The 17,222-nt window shown below is 55.5% G+C and carries 17 protein-coding genes and 1 riboswitch; of the genes, 9 read left to right on the forward strand and 8 right to left on the reverse strand.

The window, feature by feature from the left end:
* The first annotated feature begins 99 nt into the window (after positions 1-99).
* The gene (locus GOV89_RS11555) at positions 100-1,092 is read left to right on the forward strand and encodes a helix-turn-helix domain-containing protein (protein WP_171177271.1); all 993 of its coding nucleotides are present in this window, start codon (positions 100-102) and stop codon (positions 1,090-1,092) included.
* A 540-nt stretch (positions 1,093-1,632) separates the two neighbouring features.
* Here the strand turns inward: GOV89_RS11555 and GOV89_RS11560 are convergent.
* From GOV89_RS11560 to GOV89_RS11570, 3 genes are all read right to left on the reverse strand, one after another.
* Positions 1,633-1,803 (reverse strand): hypothetical protein, encoded by a 171-nt coding sequence (locus GOV89_RS11560; protein WP_171177269.1) that lies wholly within the window; start codon positions 1,801-1,803, stop codon positions 1,633-1,635.
* 424 nt (positions 1,804-2,227) lie between these two features.
* Positions 2,228-2,806, reverse strand: coding sequence for a carboxymuconolactone decarboxylase family protein (locus GOV89_RS11565; protein WP_171177265.1), 579 nt, complete (start codon positions 2,804-2,806; stop codon positions 2,228-2,230).
* Positions 2,807-2,931: 125 nt separating this feature from the next.
* Positions 2,932-4,017 (reverse strand): hypothetical protein, encoded by a 1,086-nt coding sequence (locus GOV89_RS11570; RefSeq protein WP_171177263.1) that lies wholly within the window; start codon positions 4,015-4,017, stop codon positions 2,932-2,934.
* 96 nt (positions 4,018-4,113) lie between these two features.
* On the opposite strand from GOV89_RS11570, the gene GOV89_RS11575 reads away from it, so the two are divergent.
* The gene (locus tag GOV89_RS11575) at positions 4,114-5,037 is read left to right on the forward strand and encodes a LysR substrate-binding domain-containing protein (RefSeq protein WP_171177261.1); all 924 of its coding nucleotides are present in this window, start codon (positions 4,114-4,116) and stop codon (positions 5,035-5,037) included.
* 477 nt (positions 5,038-5,514) lie between these two features.
* Positions 5,515-5,832: a hypothetical protein gene (locus GOV89_RS22665; RefSeq protein ID WP_174827342.1), complete on the forward strand. Its 318-nt coding sequence runs from the start codon at positions 5,515-5,517 to the stop codon at positions 5,830-5,832.
* Here the strand turns inward: GOV89_RS22665 and GOV89_RS11585 are convergent.
* From GOV89_RS11585 to GOV89_RS11605, 5 genes are read right to left on the reverse strand one after another with little or no spacing between them, the layout of a single operon-like run.
* Entirely contained in the window at positions 5,769-6,425 is a 657-nt protein-coding gene (locus GOV89_RS11585) for an energy-coupling factor ABC transporter ATP-binding protein (RefSeq protein ID WP_171177259.1), read from the reverse strand. The two genes, GOV89_RS22665 and GOV89_RS11585, sit on opposite strands and share 64 nt — an antisense overlap.
* Positions 6,422-7,204 (reverse strand): cobalt ECF transporter T component CbiQ, encoded by a 783-nt coding sequence (cbiQ, locus tag GOV89_RS11590; RefSeq protein WP_171177257.1) that lies wholly within the window; start codon positions 7,202-7,204, stop codon positions 6,422-6,424. The genes GOV89_RS11585 and cbiQ overlap by 4 nt, the downstream gene beginning before the upstream one ends.
* The gene (locus tag GOV89_RS11595) at positions 7,204-7,785 is read right to left on the reverse strand and encodes a cobalt ABC transporter permease (protein WP_171177255.1); all 582 of its coding nucleotides are present in this window, start codon (positions 7,783-7,785) and stop codon (positions 7,204-7,206) included. The genes cbiQ and GOV89_RS11595 overlap by 1 nt, the downstream gene beginning before the upstream one ends.
* Entirely contained in the window at positions 7,782-8,393 is a 612-nt protein-coding gene (cbiM, locus tag GOV89_RS11600; protein ID WP_171235057.1) for a cobalt transporter CbiM, read from the reverse strand. Before cbiM ends, GOV89_RS11595 begins: the two co-directional genes overlap by 4 nt.
* Before the next feature lie 5 nt (positions 8,394-8,398).
* Positions 8,399-9,184 (reverse strand): DUF4198 domain-containing protein, encoded by a 786-nt coding sequence (locus GOV89_RS11605; protein ID WP_171177249.1) that lies wholly within the window; start codon positions 9,182-9,184, stop codon positions 8,399-8,401.
* A 128-nt stretch (positions 9,185-9,312) separates the two neighbouring features.
* Positions 9,313-9,516: riboswitch (cobalamin riboswitch) on the reverse strand.
* Between the two features lie 260 nt (positions 9,517-9,776).
* On the opposite strand from GOV89_RS11605, the gene GOV89_RS11610 reads away from it, so the two are divergent.
* Genes GOV89_RS11610 through GOV89_RS11635 form a run of 6 tightly spaced genes read left to right on the forward strand, consistent with a single transcriptional unit; the run spans position 9,777 to position 17,095 of the window.
* Positions 9,777-10,937, forward strand: a complete 1,161-nt coding sequence (locus GOV89_RS11610) for a LacI family DNA-binding transcriptional regulator (protein WP_171177248.1) — start codon at positions 9,777-9,779, stop codon at positions 10,935-10,937.
* The gene (locus tag GOV89_RS11615) at positions 10,934-12,289 is read left to right on the forward strand and encodes an ABC transporter substrate-binding protein (RefSeq protein ID WP_171177246.1); all 1,356 of its coding nucleotides are present in this window, start codon (positions 10,934-10,936) and stop codon (positions 12,287-12,289) included. Before GOV89_RS11610 ends, GOV89_RS11615 begins: the two co-directional genes overlap by 4 nt.
* 57 nt (positions 12,290-12,346) lie before the next feature.
* Positions 12,347-13,579, forward strand: a complete 1,233-nt coding sequence (locus tag GOV89_RS11620; protein ID WP_171177243.1) for a carbohydrate ABC transporter permease — start codon at positions 12,347-12,349, stop codon at positions 13,577-13,579.
* Positions 13,579-14,787, forward strand: a complete 1,209-nt coding sequence (locus tag GOV89_RS11625; RefSeq protein WP_171177242.1) for a carbohydrate ABC transporter permease — start codon at positions 13,579-13,581, stop codon at positions 14,785-14,787. Before GOV89_RS11620 ends, GOV89_RS11625 begins: the two co-directional genes overlap by 1 nt.
* 5 nt (positions 14,788-14,792) lie before the next feature.
* Positions 14,793-16,040 carry a hypothetical protein gene (locus GOV89_RS11630; protein ID WP_348540134.1) on the forward strand — a complete coding sequence of 416 codons (1,248 nt, stop codon included), beginning with the start codon at positions 14,793-14,795 and terminating at the stop codon, positions 16,038-16,040.
* A complete protein-coding gene (locus GOV89_RS11635) occupies positions 16,040-17,095 on the forward strand; it encodes an ABC transporter ATP-binding protein (RefSeq protein ID WP_171177238.1) in 1,056 nt (351 codons plus the stop codon). The genes GOV89_RS11630 and GOV89_RS11635 overlap by 1 nt, the downstream gene beginning before the upstream one ends.
* Positions 17,096-17,222: the final 127 nt, after the last annotated feature.

The raw sequence follows: 17,222 nt of genomic DNA on the forward strand, positions 1-17,222 counted from the left end.
ATCCCATAACAAAACCCCGCCAAAACATAGGCGGGGTTTTCGCCAATCGGAAACTTCCCAAACAATTTGGCACTGACCAAACCAAGGTTGGTACATCCAATGAAACACTACGTTGTCACGAATGATCACGAGAATGCTGCCAAAGGCTCTGCCCCGGTGTCAGATCGGTTACAATTCATCGATGTCGTTTTGTACCGAAACTCTGACAAAGCCTCTGCTGAACTGATTATGGAGTTTTACCGGGCGCTGAACACTTTGGTGGAAAAACACACCTATGTTGTGAATTTACGTGTCCTTGCTAGAGAGCCAGTAGGAGGTCCGCTGTATTGGGCCGGACGTACCGCGATTTTTTGGGGGGATTTTGAACGCGCCTGGTGCCCCACTGCAGCTGAAAGGTCCTGGGTGAATCAGGTGCTGAACTTGTCCCCCAGGTCTGTTCTTGTAGGGGGGGCGGTGATGCTGCTGGCCCAACTCGGAAGTGCTGACAGAAGCACAGCAGCCGTGCATTCGGGTTTCGAAGCCGCAGCGCTGGAACTGGGGATTGGAAACAGCGGAACTTCGATCCATTTTCCCCCAGATGGGCGCACGCACAGCGCAAACACACGGATCAGCGCCCTACGTCTGCTGGCCGAGTTTGTGTCAATGGATCATGGTGAGCATTTGGCAGACACGTTGCGGCGGTATGTCGGGCTGGCCGAACCCAAGGGTGCAACTGAAAGCCAGGTCGCAAATCGCCTCATTCGAAAGTCCAATGGAGACAGGCTTGTGAGCCTTGCCGTGGATACAATGCTGGATAACATCGAAGACCCGCTCAGGATTTCTGAGCTTTCTGAACTGGTCGGGACGTCCATCCGGCAGCTTCAGCGAAGGTTCTTGTGTAAAACGGGCATGACTCTTTTGGACACATATAAGGAACTCCGCCTTGAGAGGTCCAACAGTCTTTTGAAGTATACTGACATGCCACTTGTTGAGGTCGCATCTGCAACTGGTTTTTCGTCCCGAACGGCAATGTCGCGGGCCTTTATTAAACGTTACAAATTACGCCCAGAACAGGTTCGGAACGGACGGTTTCTTGGACACATGTCTGCTTGAATTAGCAGTTGCGGGTTTCCAGCGATCTAGCGGTACGGGCGATAGGTGCTGTGGCCGGATCAAGGGTAGCTGTCCCGATGACTTGGCCGTTTTCAACAAGCTGTATTATTACTGCCCTGTCGCGGCGTTTCCTGTTGGACATTTACGTCAAGAATTTGGACAGCAGTTTTGACCAATGGCACACCTTTTCCGAGGTTTTCTGCTGCCGCCTCTTTCGTTGATTTTAGCCATAGTTGTCGCGCTGCTGTGGTACGCCCACCGATGAGCCATAGGTTGTCCAACACCCTCGCCGCGCTTTCAAGATAGCCCTGATTTTTTCTTTTGGCTCATCCGGTCCCACGTTCGTTAGGCTTGGCTGAGGCGAGGATTGCCGCGCAGTTTTTCTACGTTGCGCAACGAAAAATCCCAATACAGCGGATTGAACGGGCTAGCTTTCGGGTCGGTTTTTTGCTTTACATCATATCGGCACGTGTCGCTATTATCCGACATTTTGTTGATGTAATTGCTGCTGGCCGCATAGGGTTTCGATCCCAGCAATCCTCAGTCGGCAAACTGACTCAAGCTAATGACATTGGAGGCTTCGACCGCGTTCAGCGGGGCATGACCGTCATAATAGGCGCGTTTAACCCGTCGGCAGATTTCCAGTGGATACAGCAGCCCGGCGTTCAGATACTGAGCTAGGACCGAATAATAATGAAACGGTTCACCCATCTAAATCGCGTCCTGACAGTCACCGAAATGCGGTAAGGCCGTCTGCACAAAGTGCTCCAGCGCGTTGTCCCGTGTTGCGGCAAACAAGAACGGTATCACGCGCGGCGATGCCCCGACGCAGCGCGGCGATCTTGGGGGGTCAGCTGATCGCCAAGGACGACAATTATCCTGAGGTGCGTTTCTTCCATTGGCTTGGAGCGAGGACATCAGAGCAAGTTGGCCAGATCAAACCGAGCGTATGCGCTTTGGTCTGGCTGGCTAATCCCGCCATTGGCAAAACGCGTGAAAACTGAAGTCTTCTTCTCTGAGCGTTTGCCAGTTTCCGTGGCGTAAAAGGTTGAACCAAGAGCGCCTCACTCAAGGTCTTCGGCGAAATCAGGATGGTTGTCGATTGACAATGAAACCAGCACGCGTCGCGCTCAGGTCATTCGCCGGCATAGTACCCTACGACATCGCCATCCGTTGTGACGCCCAATCCGTTGAGCAATCGATTGGCATAATTGAAATAGCCGACGATCTGGTTGATTTCGAGAATCTCGCCGTCGTCCCAACCTGCGTGTCTCAGTGCGGTGACGTCGGATTCAACCATAGTGCCAGGCGACACAGTGAGCTTTTCGGCGTAGATCAAGGCCTCTAGATGTTCGCCGTCGAACGCATCCTGCGGTCGTTGCGCCTTGAGCGCGGCCTCGATCTTGTCCGCCCGCGCGTCATCCCCGATCAGATGCCGCGCGTTGGCCCAGTGATTTGCGTAGGAATACGGGCATGTGTTCAACGTCGAAACATAAGAACTGACCACTTCCTGAAACCACATTGGGATCGTGTTGCTGTCATCGTGCAAGCAGGCGCGATACAAAACCACATGCCCTTTCATGGTATTGGGGCGCAGGGAATGCACGCGCATAACGTTGTCCACCGTTCCATGCGGAGTTCGCGCAAGGTCCAGAACGGCCTTAAGCGGCGCTTCGGCCTCTTCATCAGATATCATCCTGATCCAGGCAGACAAATTTGGTTCCTTCCTTGTATTCATAGCCCAGGTTTTGAGCGATCGTTGGTGTCACGCCACGTTTGTTTGGCGAATTCCGTATCTTGGTGTACCAATGTAGAGCGCGCGCATTAGTGTCAGTATGATTAACCTGTTTTGCGCAACCCGATATCTGTGTCGGGATGGGCAAATAGCCCTGCGGCGCAAGGATACCGGCTTAGTATCTCTGAACCGCGCGGCAGACGATCGGCGTAAAAACGCCCGCTCTGCCAATAGGTTGTGCCGTCGATGACAATGGTCGGGTCGATCACGTTCCAGCTGATTTCACCGGGAGCGTAAGCACCACATGTGTGGAAATGCAAGATGCGCGGATTGCCGAATGCCGCCCCGCCCCACCGTTCATAGTTCTCACGCATGTCCCAGGGGTAGCCGCATCCGGGATGAATGCCAGCATGCCAGGAATGCACAAAGTTCCGGTCAATTTCGAACTGTTCGGCCACCCGATCATAATGAGTCTCTGCCCGCGCTACATCTGAAGGATGCCCCTCGAACCCGGTCAGGCGGCCTTGATCTAGGCGCGCAAGAACGGGATGAGTGAATTCGGTAGTGTAACCTTCATAGTATTTTGATCCGGTCCCTGTCAGGAAGGTCAGGGCCACTTGGCCAGAGAAGCTGTGTGCAGGGACAGGCGTGAAAACCGACATCGGGAAGCGCAGGATGGAGGTATCACCCGAAGGGTCCAGGTTCATTTCAGGCCGCCCCCGCACATCCGTGCCAAGGGGGCACGTGAAACGCACTTCCTGCGCGGTATTTAGTACAGAGTTGATCTCGGCCTTGAGTTCCATGAAGGCGTCGTGGTGCCCGTTCGAAAACCCCGACCCGAATTGTTCGCGGCTGAGGGCAAAGCTGACGATGATCTTTTTGCCCTTGGGCATTTGCGAAAACCGTAGCTGATCTCCGAGGCGGGCCAGAAACAGGATAACATCGGCGGTTTCGAACCTTTTAAGCAAGTCCACAGGCAGATGCGGAGTGTCAGGGTTGAACCCCACATCAACCGTTTCGACGGACAGGCCCATGGACTTGGCAACACGCGAGACGATTTCGACACTGTCCGCGTCGAAATACCCGTACTCTGGCGGTTCGTAGACGATCAGCAGCCGGTCTCCGGCCGTTGCATGGGCACAGTTTGCCAACAGGTTTTGCGCGCCACGTTCCGGCGTGATGTCCGACATTCGCGTCTCCCATAGGATCGAATTGGTCAAGGTTACGCCAGGGGCTTGCAGCCAATCTATTTGAAAGTATTAATGAGTGACATTAGAGTTACTAATATGATCTTGAACTTGCCCTATTCCGCACTAAGAGCGTTCGAGGCCGTCGTCCGACATTCGGGGTTTTCACCCGCTGCTACCGAATTGGGCGTCAGCCAGAGCGCTGTCAGTCAGCATGTGCGCAGCCTTGAGGAATGGTTGGGGCGCGAGCTTTTGGTGCGGGGCGCACGTCAGTCGCGCCCAACCCGTGAAGGAGAGTTGTTGGCCCTTGCGATCTCGGAAGGACTGGGGCGCATCTCGGATGTATGCGCACAACTCAGGGATAAAACACGCTCGGATCGGACAATCGTTATCTCATGTCTGCCGGGTTTTGCGTTCAACTGGTTGTTTCCACGACTTTTACGCTTTGACATGGCCCACCCGAACCTGTCGATATCGATAGCAACCGATACCGGACAATTCCCGTTTTCCGGTGCGGATGCGGATATCGGAATTCGCTATGGCTTGGGCGATTTTCCGGGCTGTCAGGTCGATTTACTTATGACAGAGCAGCTGTTTCCGGTTTGCGCGCCGTCGTTGTTGCCGGACCTTCGCAAGGTCGATGACCTCGCACGTCACACGATGTTGGTGGACGAGAATCTACATCACAGAGCGGCGAGCCCCACATGGGAATTCTGGGCGCGGCGCTGTGGCCTGACCTTGCCAGCCGCGCTGCGGACACGGCGACTGGGGCAGTCAAACATGGTTGTTCAGGCGGCGATTGAAGGATTAGGTGTGGCACTGGGGCGCGAGCCTTTGGTCATTGACATGATGGCAGACGGGCGTTTGGTCCGACCCTTTGCGGAAATGACCCAATCGCCGTTGTCTTATTGGCTGGTCCGACCGCACGAAACCAAGGGTAGCGAAAAGGTTGCCGAATTCTTGAGCTGGATTCATTCCGAGGTTGCTGCGCAACCTGACATCCCTCCGCCGGCTTCAGTTTGAAATTAGTCAGGCTTATACAACCCATTACTACTCTGACATGGCATGGCGGCGTTTGGGCGCCCATACTTTAGCAAGCCAAATGATGGATTGGCGGGCAATCGATGTTTCTGAGAAATTGCTGGTAAGTTGTGGCCTTGAGAAAAAATATCGGGCGCGTGCTGAAGGCCGAAACGTTTCTGGCTAAGAACATCGTTTTCTTCCGGCAGGAAGATGGCACCCCGGTGTCGTTTCCGAGCGATTGCGACCGGCTTCAGCATTACGAGATGTGCCTGCCTGCTATCGCGCTGAACAGATCCGTTTACGCGCCTGTTGGAACCGGTGGCTATGGCAACCCCCATTCGACAAGATCTAAGTCAATATCTCGTACAATTTCATGACGCCGTTTGACGAGGACCGAACCCGGTACTTTTGGTTTCAGCACCGAAACACAGACCCCGATAACGCAGAGGTTTTAAAGTTCATGAATGACGCATGCGGATGGCGTTTCTCGAAGACAAAGGGGTGTTGGAGCAGGTGCATCTGGGTATTAAGCACGCCAAGACACCCTATATTGATCTTGGTCTGGATAAGGGCGCAAAACTGTTCCGCAAAGCACTGGACAGCGCTATCGAAGCTGAAACGACATCCATGGGCACCACTGCGCGGGCTTACCGGCCTTTTCCGTATACCGTTTCGCCTGATGAGGGGCAGGGGGCCGATGTGTTGACCAATCGTCGGCAAAGCGCAGCAGTTCAAAATCCCGCGGCGACAAGTCTACCGTTTCTCAATTCAAGCGTGTCCGGGGCCAATGCCTGACGGAAGGATGGCGCATGGCTGACCAGTAAAATGGCCTGTGGCAAACCCTGTAGTATCTCCAGCAGGCGGGCTTCGTTCTGGATATCGAGCGCATTTGTTGGTTCGTCCAATAACAGTGCCCGGGGTTCCATCGCCAATACGGTGGCAAGGGTCACAAGACGCTTTTCGCCCCCCGACAATTTATGTGTTATGCGATCACGCAAGTGCATCAAGTCTAGATCAGAGAGAACTCTGTCGACGATGGCGAGAGCGTCGTCCTTGTTGCGCCCTAGATTGAGAGGCCCAAACGCGATGTCTTCTGCCACAGTGGGGCAAAACAGCTGATCGTCAGGGTCTTGAAACACCAGTCCGATCTCGCGGCGAACCTCGTGAAAATCGGCCTCGGTGCGCCGATCTTTTCCAAGGGCGATCACACTACCCGAGGTTGGCTTTTGCAAACCAAGCGCAATTCCAAACAGGGTGGATTTCCCTGCTCCGTTAGGTCCTGCAATCGACAAGCGTTGCCCTGGTTCAAGCGTAAGCGAGGCGCCGTCCAGTACGGGTGCTTGACCGGGATAGGCGAAATGAATGTCTTCCAGCTTGAGGATCGTCATGCGAAATCCAGACAAAGAAGCCCAATGCACACTATGCATAGAGTCGCCGCAAACACGTAGTCGCGCAGGGTCAGGTTAAATTCCTGCAGCAAGAGAAGCCGTCCAGAGAACCCTCGGCATTTCATCGCTGCTAAGATTCGCTCGGACCGTTCGATGGCGCGGACCAACATCATGCCAACCAGATAGCCAAAGCTGCGATACGTGTGCCAATTAGTGCCCGGTCGAAACCCACGGACCTTCATCGCCGCGCGCAGGCGCATATATTCCTCGCGTAAAACTTCGATGTAGCGAATGGTAAACATCAGAAGGTGGACGAGTGCTTCGGGACAGCGCAGTTTATGCAACGCGTGGCCAAGCGTAACCGGTTCCATCGTTCCAACCAGAACCATCAGGGACAATATGACGGCGTTAGCTGTCAACGCAATCTCAGTGGCTTTCCAAAGGCCTTGCCAACTGGCCGGAAACCCAAACAAGTTGAACATCGCATCCCCGGGCGTGGTAAATGGCAAAAGTACCAACATGAAGATGATAAAGCTGTCCATCATCGCCATACGTTTGAGCGTTCGGCGAATGGGCAGGCGAGACATCAGCAGCACTCCGATAGAAACAGCCAATGCCGCAATCAGCCCTGGAATGGTGCTGAGCGAGACCGTGACAATGGAAAAAACACTCGCCACCACGATCCGCATCCGAGGATCCAAGCCTTGGATCACCCAAAAGGATGCACCCGTACCAGTCTCGGCCAATGTCTTGGCCTGGGGTTCCAGGGCGTGGGCCATCAGGAGGTCATCTTCTTGCGTGCGGCGATGTAAAAGCCGATTCCGAACAAACCAATAATGTAACCGATGCCACCCAGGATCGTTTGCAGATCATTGTGTTCACGATAGGAGGCAATCTCGCGTCGCAGCGGGCGGGTTTCGTCTCGGACCGCCTGAGCAATTGCGGCGCGTTCTTCGTTCGTCAATGATGCGACAGTCACCTGCGTCCCACCTTCCTTAGGGGCAATCATTGCGGCAGTTTCGACCACGTCAGCTTCAACACCCATTATCGCCGCGACATCGGCAGCAGGCATGGTGACTTCTGCCACATGCCCCGCGCCCAAGTCTGCTTTGAACGTGTGTTCTACCGGGTTGGTCGGGGTGTAAAGGAAGAAACCATCTGTATCGGTCAGTGTTCGTCCCAACTCAGCACCATCGGGCCCGTACACGATGACTTTTTGGTTTTGCGCCATATCGCCGTTTGAAAAGCCCAATTCGCCTTCGATTGCATCGCCTGCAGGAAAGACCCCTGCGATAACTTTGTGGGCCAGCGCAGGAAGCGGCATCAGTGACAACGCAATAACAACGAGCAGTTGCCTCATGCCGATGCGCCTTTATAAAAGAGTTCTGGTTTAACCTGACGAGCCAGTAAAATGGCGAACCCGGTCAGAACCGCTTCGACGGCCATGACAGGGACGTGAGCAAATAACACAAGCTTCGCAGCCGGCAGGAATTCGTCGCCCGACAGCGCCAGCGATACTGCGACAAAAGCCGTCGTAGCTGCGATTGAGAAAGCGCCGCCTATGCCGCCCCAAACTGCTCCTTGAACAGGCGTGCCCTTGGCGATCAGACGACCGAAGATTATCCATGTAAGCACCGCCGGAAGGGCGATGTTGACTGTGTTGATCCCAAGCACTGTCAGTCCTCCAAAGCCGAAGAACACAGCCTGAAGCAGCAAGCCAACAAAAAGCGCCGGAAAGGCCGCCCAGCCGAGCAAAAGCCCGGCCAGACCGTTCAGGATCAAATGCACAGAGGACGGGCCGATCGGAACATGGATCAGTGAGGCGACAAAAAAGCTGGCTGACAACACCCCGGCAGTGGGAATGCGATCCAGGTCCAGCGATTTCAGCCCCATGGCGATCCCGCCTGCTGCCGCGATTGCGCCGCCAATCACAACAGGGTTCGAAAGGGCTCCGTCCACAATATGCATATGGGTTACTCCAGATCCCAGGCGCGGATCCAGATCACAGCGTCCTGACTTAGTTCTTTGCCTTCATGTTCAGTCTTCGGGCCCGAACCCAACGCTGCGAAACCCCAGTAGCCTGCTTTTGGCACGCCAAAGGTGAAATAGCCGTTTTCGTCCGAAATTGCGACCAGTGCGCCGCCTGGCAGTGGGGAAGCAGTTGCGTTTTTTGCGCCGTTTCCGGCCAAGTCGGGTTCCGCGGCCATGTATTCGATTTCAATCTCTACGCCAGCCACTGGGTTGCCCTCGCTCAATACACGTCCCGTGAAGGTCGAGCCAGCGATGATGTTATAGGGCTTGTTCAGCGGCAGTATTTCGGTAGCCAAACCTTGCGGCTGGTCCCAGTCGGTGGGCAGCTCGTTTCGGTTCAGATATGCCTTGGTGACCTGCTGGATATAGATATCCTCAGATTCCTCGTAATAAGGCGCAGGTACCGTTACCACGACGTAATCGCCAGAACGTTTCACTGGAACCGAGCCCAAAAAGGCCTTGGCCGTGTTCTCGGGGCCTTCGAACGTGGTTTCTTCCAACGTACCCAACAAATCGGTCTTTTCGCCGTTGTGGATCACATAAAATTCTTCTGGCTTTTCCAGGGTCATCACGTGCCCGGCTTCAAACGGATGCCAGAAGACCAACTTGACCGGAACGTCACCAGGACGATCAATCATGGTATCTTCGGTGTATTCCAGCAGGAAATGAGCCTGAGCCATCGCAGGCAATGCAATGGCAGCTGTTGCCGCCAACAAAAAGTGTTTCACAAACAAGTCCTTCTCACGTCGCGCCTTCCCCGGCACGCATTGGTTTTTGACATTGGGGAATGCGAAACCATTTGCTCAAATAGGCAAACAGTTTCGGCGCACACCCCGTCGCCGACGATCAACGCCCATTCCGAGGGCGCATGTTCGGCAGGTCTCCTGACTTGCGGGTCAAAACGCTTGGCTGGCCTTCCCGGGCATATCCCAGTGGCACGATCAGCCGCGCTCGCCGCTTACAGTTGCGGGGGCAGTTGCAGAATTGGCGAAGAAAAAGCCGCACTGCATTCCCTATTGCCTCCGGGTGAGTCCCCGGAACCGAACATGGCGCGTTGATGGCAGAAAAACTTGTACACGGTCAACTCTCGTTTGCGGCATCGCTTAGGGCAATACCGAATTTCAATAAGGTGTTTCTGCCGTGTAGTTGCGGCTCGGTGCATAGAGGTGATCAGTGTCACTGTCTGACAATCAGTGCGGTGACCTCAGATTTGATGCCGAAGCATAAGTATCCCGGCTTGTGAAACCAGAAATTTACAATACGCACAAAAATTGGACTTTTCCATTGCCGAAACCGGTTTCGGAAACGCAAAATGATGGAATGACAGCGAATCTCAACACGCGACAGCGACAAATCCGATCCCGGCGCGCCTCGGCGACTGGACGGGTGAAGCTTGATGAACTGGCCGATCAACTCGGCCTTTCGAAAAGCACGGTGTCGCGGGCATTGAATGGGTATTCCGACATCTCAGAATCAACGCGAAAGCGGGTTGAGGTGACGGCGCGCAAGATGGGGTATCGCCCGCTCAGCCACGCTCAGGCCATCCGAACGGGGCGCGTGCGTGCCATTGCAATGGTCATCAACAGTGAAGAACCGGATCGGCACAATCCGTTTTTCCAAGACTTTCTGGCAGGGGCTTGTGAAGCTGCCAGTGCGTCTGACTGGACGATGACAATTTCGACCGCGAAGTCGAAACAGGACATGCTGAACATGCTGGGCCGTTTGGTTGAAGAACGTAAGGCCGACGGATTTATACTGCCGCGAGCCGAAGTCGATGATGCGCGCGTTGGATACCTGAAGGACTTGCAGGTGCCGTTCATCCTTTATGGGCGGACTGGCTATGGTCAGGTCGGGTTTCAGGACGATACGTCGTGGTTTGATATTTCCGGCGAAACAGCCATGAGCGACGCGGTCGAACGTCTGGCCCGTTTTGGTCACAGCCGTATCGGGTTTGTCGGCAGTGATCCAAAGTTCAACTACAGCCACCTGCGTCGGGATGGCTATGTCGACGGGCTTAGGGACGCAGGATTGCCAGTTGATCCCGAATTGATACGCGAAGGGGCCCGCACCCGCGAAGAAGGGGCCGCTGAAGCGCGCGCTTTATTGCGTCTTCCTGTCCCGCCGACCGCGATTGTATTTGCGACAGACCAAGCGGCACTGGGAAGCTACTCTGTCTGCGCAGAATTTGGCCTTGAGATCGGGCGCGATGTCTCGGTTCTTGGATATGACGGGGTCCCGGAATGCCAATACGCCAGCCCCGGGCTAACGACGTTCAGCGTCGACTCTAAACGGGCAGGTGAACGCCTTGCTACGATGCTGATACGTCAGACCCGAGGAGAAGAACCCGCAACTTTGCGCGAACTCAGTCAGGCGGTGCTGATTGAACGCGACTCTGACGGACCGCCGCTGCTGACCTCGAACGAGTTGGCGAAAAAAATCAAACGATCCATGGAAGACAATCGGGGAGGAAACCGACCATGAAACTTACACCAAAAGCAGCCAAGCTGATGCTCGGCTCTTCGTTGGCAATGGCGCTGACGGCAATGTCGGTACAGGCGGACACGATCCGTTTCTGGACGACCGAAGAGCAGCCCGAGCGTCTGGCGAAACAACAGGAAATGGCCGACCAGTTCAAGGCGCAGACCGGCACGACCGTTGAGGTGATCCCTGTCACAGAAACAGATTTGGGCACCCGCGCGACAGCAGCTTTTGCCGCAGGTGACTTGCCAGATGTGGTCTACCACCCGTTGCAGTACGCCCTGCCGTGGGCCGAAGCTGGCATTCTGGACACCGAAGCTGCGACCGAAGTGATCGAAGAACTGGGCGCTGATACTTTCGCTCCGGGTGCTTTGGGCATGGCTGCGTTCAATGGTGAAACCGCCTCGGTTCCGGTGGATGGCTGGACGCAAATGGTTGTGTACCGGAAGGACCTTTTTGAAGAGGCCGGTCTGGAAGCGCCCGACAGTTTTGCAGATATTCAGGCCGCACTTGAGGCGCTGCACAACCCGCCAGAAATGTATGGCTTTGTCTCGGCCACAAAAGTTGACGAGAACTTCATGAGCCAGGTGCTGGAGCATGTATTCCTGGCAAACGGCGTCAGCCCGGTTGGCCCCGATGGCTTCCAGCCGCTTGATGAGGCCAAGACCACCGAGGTTTTGGATTTCTACAAGGCCATTTCCAAAGCCTCGCCTCCGGGTGAACTTTTCTGGAAGCAATCGCGTGAGCTGTATTTCGACGGTAAAGCCGCGATGATCATCTGGTCGCCTTTCATTCTTGATGAACTGGCCGGTCTGCGGGACAGCGCCCCTCCGACCATCAACGACGACCCGACATCGCGCGATCTGGCCAGCAAGACCGGTATCGTGACCAAATTGTCGGGCCCGTCGAACCCCGATGGCGCGGCCTGGGGCGACGTGCGGTATTTCGGTATCACCAATGATGCGGACACCGACGCGGCCATGGAATTCGTAAGGTTTGCCATGGATGACGGCTATACCCAGACGCTGGCCATTGCGCCTGAGGGTAAGTTCCCCGTGCGCCGTGGTAATGCAGACAATCCGACTGCATTCTCTGAAGCCTGGGCGGAACTGCCTGTCGGTGTCGACCGTAAGGCCCCTCTGGGCGAGTTGTATGAACAGGCGATGATCGATGAGATCGTCGGTGGTCTGGACGTGGCGCAGCGTTGGGGCGTAGCCGAGGGTCAATTGGCGCTGGCGTCGAAAATGATCAACTCTCAGGCCATCAATCGTGTTGTACGTCAGTACATTGATGACGAGATCGACGCAGCCGCAGCGGTTGCAGCCATGAACGAAGAACTGGCGAAGGTTCAGTAATCAAGTGGCATCTGCAGCGGCGTGCGCGCCGCTGCACTTAACCCTTCGAGGTACCCCATGACTTCGGCCACCCCACCGACCGGAACCGGGGCGTTAGCCAAACGCGAGGCGCGTCTGGCCTGGACGCTGCTGGCTCCGACCGTGATCAGCGTATCGCTTGTGGTGATCTTGCCTTTGCTGGCAATCTTCTGGATCAGCTTCAAGCCATTTACCCTGTCCGATCTCCGCCCACCCGCACCGGTTGTGCGTGAAAGCCTGCGCGGATCGGGCGACGATCTGCGGATTGAATACCGTCTGCGCAACTCCAGTCAGGAGATCGCAATCGACGGCGTCACCCTTAGTGACGTTCTGCCCGACGGTGTCGTTGCGGGGGACGTTGCCGCCCCCTGCGTTTTGGACGGGCAGGACCTGTTTTGTGACTTCGGCACTCTGGAAGGGGGCCAGCGTGAGCGTATCCGCATTCCTGTTGCCGTCGACGGCGATCCCGATGCCTTTGAAGACGTGGTCGAAGCGTCAGAACCGCGTTTGACTGGTAGTGGACCGAACGTTCTGACCAACTTTGAATTCAGCCTCGAAAACTATGCTCGCGTCTTTGACGGAGCTGAGTTCTGGGGCGTGCTTTGGGTAACGTTGTTTTACACGGTGTTCGGGACCATTGGCGCCTTGGTTATGGGCCTGTTTGCAGCGCTTTTGCTGAACAAGAGCTTCAAAGGGCAGGGGGTCATCCGGGGCCTTTACTTGTTTCCCTATGTCGCTCCTGTCATTGCGGTGGCCTTTACCTGGGTCACGCTGTTTGATCCGTTTTCGGGTTCAGCCAATGCGCTCTTGATCCAGATGGGTCTGACCAGTGCGCCGATCAACTTTTTCGGCGAACGCCCTCTGGCACTGATCATGGTCACGGTGTTCGAAATCTGGCGCTATTTCCCGCTGTCTTTCCTGTTCATTCTGGCGCGGATGCAATCCATTGATAGCAGCATGTATGAAGCCGCTGATATGGATGGAGCGTCGCCCTTCCAGAAGTTCTGGTTGCTGAGCATCCCGCAATTGTTGGGCATCCTGTCGGTACTGTTCCTTCTGCGCTTTATCTGGACGTTCAACAAGTTCGACGACATTTTCCTGCTGACCGGTGGTAATGCGGGTACCCGCACACTGACTGTGAATGTCTATGAGCAGGCGTTTGCGATCTCAAACATCGGGGCAGGCGCGGCGGTGGCCGTGGTCATCCTGCTGTGCCTGATCGCCTTCAGCTTTGTCTTCTTCCGCTTCATCAGCCGTGAGGAGGGTTTGTGATGCGCAAAGGTTTCATCACTGGCCCGGTTCTGGGCGCACTCTGGTTGGTCATCATTTCAACCACCGTTTCCGTCACCATGTCCTTCGCCACGGGCGCAGCGTTTCGCCCGCAGGTGGGGTTGAGCCTGATCTGGGGCGCGGTGGCAGGTCTTACCTATGTTGCGTTTCCGGCGCGTCATGCTCCGGCGCGTTTGGCGATCTCTGTGCTGCTGGGTTTGTCTTGCCTAAGCGGTTTGGGTCCCGTTCTGATTGGTCCGGATACGACGCTGCAGGCAAGCCTAACTACTGTCATCGCTGTTGCGGTTGTCATGCACCTGTCATTGGCCGAGATCCTTAAGGAACTGCCCTTCACCGAACTGACACGCCATGAATTCGAAGATGCGGTGATCCGCTTTTGCACCGGATTCGGGTACATCTTTTTCACGGCAATTGTCGTCATCCCCTTCTATGTGATGGTGATGACCAGCCTGAAATCTCAGCAGGCGCTATTGCAGAACCCGCTGGATTTTTCCGTTGATCTGAGCCAGGGCACTGCACTGTTCCGCAGCTATACCGAGCTGTTCCGCGACTTCAATTTCGGCACTTATCTCTGGACGTCCTTCTACGTCTCGGTCCTGACAGTATTCATCACGTTGCTGTTCAGTGTCCCCGGTGCCTACGCGGTGGCGCGGTTCCGGTTCAAAGGGCAAAAGGCGTTTTCGCGGTCGATCCTGCTGATCTACATGGTTCCGATGATCGTTCTGGCGCTGCCGATTTATATCGCGTTTTCGCTTACGGGCCTACGGAACTCGATCCTCGGCATTGTCATGATCTACCCGGTCACGACGATCCCCGTCGCGCTTTACATGCTGCAAGGCTATTTCCGTGGTCTGCCCACCGAAGTGGAAGAGGCTGGTCTGATGGATGGTCTGTCGCGTCTGGCCGTGATTTGGAAGATCACCCTGCCGCTCAGCCTGCCTGCGCTGGCCTCGGTCTCGCTCTATGTCTTTATGATCGCCTGGAATGAATTCTTGCTTGCCTTCATGCTGCTGGACGATCCGTCGAAATTTACCCTGACCCGAGGCGTCACGATGCTGAACTCCTCGGAAATTCCCCGACAACATCTCATGGCTGGCGCGGTAATCGCCACTTTGCCGATCATGGCGTTGTTCCTGGGGCTTGAACGTTTCATGACCAAAGGCCTGACTGCGGGGTCCGTCAAAGGATGACAGAAATGAATCAACATACGAACCACAACCGCGAAGCGCGCAATATCCTGATTGCCAATGATCGCGGGGGTTACACAATCCCGACCGAGGGGCTGTATCCTTATCAGTGGAACTGGGACAGCGCGATTGCCGCCGTGGGCTTTGCCGAATTCGACATCGACCGCGCCTGGACTGAGGTCGAGACGCTTTTCTCGGGCCAATGGGCGGACGGCATGGTGCCGCATATCCTGTTCCACAAGCAAGACGACGGGTATTTTCCAGGCCCGGATGTATGGGGTTGCAACGGCCCGATCCCGTCGTCGGGTATTATTCAGCCACCCATCGCAGCAACGATGGTTCGCAAAATTTGGGAGCAGGACAAAAAGGTGGGCGACCAGCGCCTGCGTGCCCTCTTTCCAAAGCTTTTGGCCTGGCATCGTTGGATCATGAAGTGGCGGCTTGATGAAAAGGACGCTGTCTGTACGACGCACCCTTGGGAGGCAGGTCGCGACAATGCCCCTGACTGGGATAAATCCATGGCGCGCATGGACGCCTCTGACGTGGGGGAATACCAGCGCAGGGACATCGCGCATGTGAACAGCGACGATCGCCCTACCAAGTTTGACTATGATCGTTACATCAAACTGGTCCAGATTGGCCGAGAGGCCGGATGGAACCAACAGGCTCTGTTGGAGAAAAACCCGTTTCGGGTCGCCGACCCGACAATGACATTCACGACCTTGCGCGCTGCGCGGGATCTGCTGGCGATCAGCGACCAGCTGGGCGTCGACGCCGAAGGGTTGCATTCGGATGTTGAGAGGCTCGAAAATGGTGCGCGATCCTTGTGGAATGAGGATCTGGGTAGTTTCGATTCCCGTGACGTTCGTACAGATGAATGGGCCGGCAGCATCTCGAACGCTTCATATATGTGCTGGTACGCAGGCATCCAGTCGGAACAGATGCTGAAGCGTTTGGATGCTGTGTTGGACACCGTTCCTTATCCGGTTCCAAGCTATGATACGTCGATGCCGAATTTTGATGCGCGCCGCTATTGGCGTGGTCCGACCTGGGCGATCATGAACATGATGATTGGGTTCGGTCTGGCTGATATGGGACACACGCGGCAGGCAGAAGACCTGCGCCTGAAAACAGCAAAGCTGATTTCGACCTACGGCTTCGCCGAGTATTTTGACCCCAACACAGGCAGCGCTGCTGGCGGCACTGCCTTCACCTGGACAGCCGCGGTCTGGCTACACTGGGCAGGGAGGAGCTAATGGGCAGCATCGAACTGAAGTCCGTCGAAAAATGGTTTGGGTCCGCCCAGGTCATCAAAGGTGTGGACCTCAAGATTGAAGAAGGCGAGTTCATTGTCTTTGTCGGTCCGTCGGGCTGCGGAAAATCCACTCTGCTTCGCATGATCGGCGGGCTTGAGGATATTTCGCGCGGATCGCTTCTGATAAACGACAATGACGTCACCGATCATCCGCCTTCGAAACGCGGCCTGACGATGGTGTTTCAGTCTTATGCGCTGTATCCGCATCTGACTGTTGCTGAAAATATGGGGTTCTCGCTGAAAGTGGCCGGGGTGCCAAAGGCTGAAATCGCAGAACAGGTCAACAAAGCGGCTGAGGTTCTGAAACTCGGGCCGTTTCTGGAACGCCGACCCAAAGACTTGTCAGGCGGGCAGCGCCAGCGTGTGGCCATCGGCCGATCCATCGTGCGCGACCCGACGGCCTTTTTGTTCGACGAGCCGCTTTCGAACCTTGATGCGGCGCTGCGCGTTGAGATGCGATACGAGATCGCCAAGCTGCACCAAAGCCTCAAGCGCACGATGATCTATGTGACCCATGATCAGGTCGAAGCCATGACGCTGGCCGACCGGATCGTGGTTCTGGAATACGGCAAGATCGCGCAGGTCGGTACGCCCCGCGAGCTCTATGAACGTCCGGCCAATCTGTTTGTGGCGCAGTTCATTGGAAGCCCGAAAATGAACGTGTTGACCTGTTCCGCTCAAGGCGGCAGTTATACGCTGGCACACGGCAGAGGGGGCCAATTTGCGTTTTCCGGCGAAGCCAACCGATTGGGTGTTCGTCCTGAACACATTGAAGTGGTTGCAGCGGGCGAGGGCCAGACGGACGGTGTGATCGAGGTGATCGAATACCTGGGTGCTGATACGTTCCTGATCGTCGATGTCGGTGCTGAAGAAAACGTCACTGTGCGTTTGAATGGAGACACGGACCTCAAACCGGGCGCACATATCGGTTTGCATTTTCCGACCAGCAAGCTGCATTTTTTTGATGAAGATGGTCAAGCTGTGGGTCGGGAATAACCCAATACACTGCCGATAGCTTTTCAAGCACGCGTTGCGGTTTCAACTCCTGAACCGCAACGTGTTTTGTTTGAGGTTATGTGCAGCTTAGTAACTGCATTCGCCTGCCCCGGCTGGTTTATTGTCA

The organism is Ruegeria sp. HKCCA5763 (assembly GCF_013034545.1).
Lineage (GTDB): Bacteria > Pseudomonadota > Alphaproteobacteria > Rhodobacterales > Rhodobacteraceae > Ruegeria.